We start from the raw sequence: 3753 nt of genomic DNA on the forward strand, positions 1-3753 counted from the left end.
GGCGTATCCTCCAGCGCCCGAGGCTGGGCGATCTCGGCAAAGGCGAGAAAGGTCGCGCGATCCGGCCAGAAACACTTGGCCGTGCCCTCGCCCTTGGTCCGCAGCGCGCCGATCACCCGCCGCAGGTTCTCGGACGAGAGATAGGCCAGGTCATCGCAGATCCGGTCCAGCTTGCGCTTGGCATCCTCGGGCTTCACGCCCTTGGGAAACCGGAACCCCAGCCCAGCGACCAGCGCATCCCGCACCCGCCCGCGCTTCGTCTCGATCGTGTCACTGCCCGTCATCGCCTTTCCCCTTTTCTCAGCCAAGTCCCGCCGCCTGCCGCTCTTGATCGGTCAGGAGGTTCGCCGAAACGATGTGCGCCAGCACCCAGGGTTGCAGGTCGGCAAAAGCCTCCGTCCGCCCCCGCCGCCAATCGGCCACCGCCCGCTCCGCCGATTTCGCCACCATCGGGTTGAAATCCGCCGCCTCGCGCGCGCCCGCGCTGGTTATTTCCTGGTTACTTACAGGTTCCTCTCCAGTGGGCTGGAGACGGGTCACCCCCGAAATTGGAGTCGGGTCGCCCCTCAGATTGGAGTCGGCTCCGACTCCACATTCTGGAGACGGCTTGCCCGGTTTCCGGGGCCTTTTCGGCGCCGGTTCGGCCCCTGATTTCCCGCCGTTTCCGTCTCCATTTTCTGGAGACGGCTTTTGCGGTTTGCCCATTTCGAACCCCAAGATGTAGCGGGTCGGACATTGCCGTTTCGTGCGCCCGTCGCGGCTCTGGTGGCGCTTGACCAGGCCCTTGACCTCCAGGCTGTTCAGCACGTTGTTGACGGTGCCGTTGGACACGGCGGCGCGCTCGCGCAGATATGCCTGTGAGGGGAAGCATCCCGCACTCGCATTGTGGCAATCGCAGAGATAGAACAGCACCCGGAACTCCGAGGCCGACAACAGCGCCGGGTCGAGGTCGGACAGCCAGTTGGTCGCCTTGTGGCTCACGCCGCCACCTCCCGCGCCTTGAGCGCCCAGTAGATGGCCGTCTGCGTTGCCAGCGCGTAATGGGCTTCGCCATATCTGAACTCATCCCCAGCCAGCCGCGCGTCCAGGACCGCGTCAACGGACCTGTGCATGGGGCGCAACATGTCCTCGACCGACAGCACCGGCAGGGCCTCATGCGCTTCCGACAGCGCCACGACCAGCGGCCCGGCCGGCGCCATCCCGCCCCGATGCATCGCCAGCGCCGTGGCGCAAGTCACGAAACGCGCGCGGGGGGTCATGCCTCCACCTTCTCTGGCAGCGTGGCGAGCCAGGCGTTGACCTCGCTGGCAGGGATGACGCAATGAACAGGTTCACGCCGCCGTTGTGGCGGGGCACGCCCCGGCCACGATCCTCGGCATTGTTCTTCCCGATGCTTTTCGCGCGCCTCTTCGATCAAAGCCCGGCACCCAGCATTTGTACCGGGGTAAACTGTCCACTCTACATCAGATTGTCCGAAATTCCCGCCGAAGCGAGCAGGAATCGCGTCAATGACCGCATGCAGTGTGGCGCGCCTCGCACGCGCAATCGGCGTCAGCCGCCAGTAAGCTTCTGACTCGTCTGTCATCCCGGACCCTCCGCCATCGCCTTCTCGAACACCGCCAGCTGCGCCGCCGCTTCGAAAAGCGCCGCCGATGTCAGCCCCTCTTCCCCGCCGATCATGCCGCTCACCAGCGGCTTGTCCGGCGCCGGATGCCCCTCCGCCGGGTACAGGCCCCACGTCCCCTGTTCGCCCTGCACCGCCAGTTTCAGCCGCAGATGCGCCAGCGGCAGGGTCATCCGCAGAACACCCGGAGCGCTCATGACGCCCACCAGTGGCGCGGCATCCCGCCATCCTGGTTCTTCTTCCTGCGGCACCGATCCTCGGGCTGATACTTCGGGTTCAGGAACCGCGTCCGCATACCCTGGACCGCCGAATGCGTCAGGCCAAACCGCTCGCGGGCCGCCTTGACACTCTCGTGCGAGATCACGTCGAGGATCGACAACACCCGCTCATCATCCGCGCGGGTCGGAAACGGATTGGTGCGGAAACACCCAGCCGCCCCGCTCATGCCCGCACCTGGTGCCAGACGGTCTCGACCGCCTTGATCGAGATCCCATGACAATCCGCCACCGCGCAGAGCTTGCGATAGGCGCCCTTGCGGGGCGGGATGCGGCTGACCTCCTGCACCAGGGCCTCGCCATGCCGATGCGCCAGCCGCGCGATCAGGCCGTCGCGGCTATGTCTCCCCCCGCCCCGCCCCGGTTCTGACACGGCCCGCATACGCACCGCCTGTTCGATCCCCGCGTCGCGCACCGGTTGGGGCACTGAGGCGCGCGCGCCGTGCGGCACTTCCGCAGGCGGCAGACGCCCACACCTGCGCATGTAGGTGATCCGGTTCGACACCGCCTTCGGGCTCAACCCAACCTCGCTCGCGATGGCCGTCGGCCCCAGCCCCTCGCGCACCATCGCCTCGATCCGGTTGTAGATCTGCGCCGAAACCTTCAGGTACTTCGGTTGCGGCCTGATCCCGTGCTTGCGGCAGATACCCCCGATGACATCCGCGCTGGCCCCAATTGCCGCGCCAATCGCGACGTAGGACTTTCCCTGCGCGGCCAGCGTGCGAATCCGGGCAACCTCATCCTCGGTCCAGATCCGCCGCTGCGCGTTCCGTTTCAGCCGCAGCGTCTCGCGCCACCGCTTGACGGTTGGGGCCGTCACGTCGAACCGGACCGCCATGTCTGCGTCCGACCACCCATCGGCATGCAGCAGTTTCAATTCATCCACGTCGATTGGCATCGCCATCCCCTTTCTTGTCATTTTCCCAGGGCACAGGTTTCAGGCTGACCTTTGAGGGCCGCTTCCCCGTCACGCTAGCCTGCACCATCTTCAGCCGTTTGGCGGCGGTAAGGGGCGTCACCCGGGGTCGAAGAAGGTAGCTCGGTTTCCATTCTGTTTTTCTCACAGCGGATCGCCCTCCGGCGGGCGGTCATCCACGGCAAAGAACACCTCGCCAAAGTCGATGACGCAGGCCACGCCGTCCGGCGCGACCCGCAGGGCCGTCCATTCGCCCAGATCCGGATGCGCGTAGATTTCCACGACAGAGCCCTGCGACAGCATCACCGCCACCCGCCTCTGGCCAAACTCCTCCGCCAGGTCGATCTTGATCCGGTCGCGCTCCGCACAGCCCTGCACCGCCTGCGCATCGGCGCCGGACACCAGGAACAGAAAGACCCCGGCGGCCATGAGGAGCCGCCGGGGCAAGTGCCGCGCGCAAGACAAGGCAGAGGCGCGCAGGGAAGTGACCGCAATACAAAGGCGCAGGCCGGTGACGCTCCTGGGAGGAGTCTGCACGCCCCCGGCCTGCTGGCCGGCGCCATACCCATGCGCCGGTATTCCGTGAGTGACGGTCTGGAAATTCATGGCGCGCCTCCCGCTTCGATCGCGGCAACCAATCGCGCCATTGCGTCCAGCGCCTCGCGCGCCTCCTGCAGGGCCACGGCCCGTTCCGCGCCGTCAGCTGACCCGGCGACGCGCAAAGCCGCCTCTGCCGCCTCGCCAAATTCCTTGGATGCCGCGCCGACGGCGGCGTAGACACATCCGCGCGGATCCGCCCGCGCCCCGATGGCCCGCCCGCGCACGGCGCTGACCGGGTAACGTCCGGCAGCATCTTCCAACGCCCAGACATAGGCCAAGGGCCACTGCAACTGCCCGCTGAGATACTTGGACAGGGTGCCCTTGCCGACCTGCCCGCC

Annotated in this window: 8 protein-coding genes and 1 pseudogene; all 9 read right to left on the reverse strand. The window is 66.8% G+C overall.

What is annotated here, in order from left to right; genetic code table 11:
• Positions 1–284, reverse strand: a pseudogene (locus KZZ07_RS26360) (hypothetical protein); the annotation flags it as partial.
• Positions 285–300: 16 nt separating this feature from the next.
• Positions 301–981 (reverse strand): helix-turn-helix domain-containing protein, encoded by a 681-nt coding sequence (locus KZZ07_RS26365; protein ID WP_219519815.1) that lies wholly within the window; start codon positions 979–981, stop codon positions 301–303.
• A complete protein-coding gene (locus KZZ07_RS26370; RefSeq protein ID WP_219519818.1) occupies positions 978–1259 on the reverse strand; it encodes a hypothetical protein in 282 nt (93 codons plus the stop codon). Before KZZ07_RS26370 ends, KZZ07_RS26365 begins: the two co-directional genes overlap by 4 nt.
• Positions 1256–1585: a hypothetical protein gene (locus tag KZZ07_RS26375; protein ID WP_219519821.1), complete on the reverse strand. Its 330-nt coding sequence runs from the start codon at positions 1583–1585 to the stop codon at positions 1256–1258. The genes KZZ07_RS26370 and KZZ07_RS26375 overlap by 4 nt, the downstream gene beginning before the upstream one ends.
• Entirely contained in the window at positions 1582–1821 is a 240-nt protein-coding gene (locus KZZ07_RS26380) for a hypothetical protein (RefSeq protein WP_219519824.1), read from the reverse strand. The genes KZZ07_RS26375 and KZZ07_RS26380 overlap by 4 nt, the downstream gene beginning before the upstream one ends.
• Positions 1818–2069: a hypothetical protein gene (locus KZZ07_RS26385; RefSeq protein ID WP_219519827.1), complete on the reverse strand. Its 252-nt coding sequence runs from the start codon at positions 2067–2069 to the stop codon at positions 1818–1820. Before KZZ07_RS26385 ends, KZZ07_RS26380 begins: the two co-directional genes overlap by 4 nt.
• Positions 2066–2797 (reverse strand): hypothetical protein, encoded by a 732-nt coding sequence (locus tag KZZ07_RS26390; RefSeq protein WP_219519829.1) that lies wholly within the window; start codon positions 2795–2797, stop codon positions 2066–2068. Before KZZ07_RS26390 ends, KZZ07_RS26385 begins: the two co-directional genes overlap by 4 nt.
• A gap of 162 nt (positions 2798–2959) precedes the next feature.
• Positions 2960–3421 (reverse strand): hypothetical protein, encoded by a 462-nt coding sequence (locus KZZ07_RS26395; RefSeq protein WP_219519832.1) that lies wholly within the window; start codon positions 3419–3421, stop codon positions 2960–2962.
• A partial coding sequence (locus KZZ07_RS26400) for a hypothetical protein (protein ID WP_219519835.1) occupies positions 3418–3753 on the reverse strand: 336 nt, incomplete at its 5' end. The genes KZZ07_RS26395 and KZZ07_RS26400, both read right to left, overlap by 4 nt.

Origin of the sequence: Mameliella sp. CS4 (genome assembly GCF_019392335.1) — a bacterium.
Taxonomy (GTDB): Bacteria; Pseudomonadota; Alphaproteobacteria; order Rhodobacterales; family Rhodobacteraceae; genus Antarctobacter.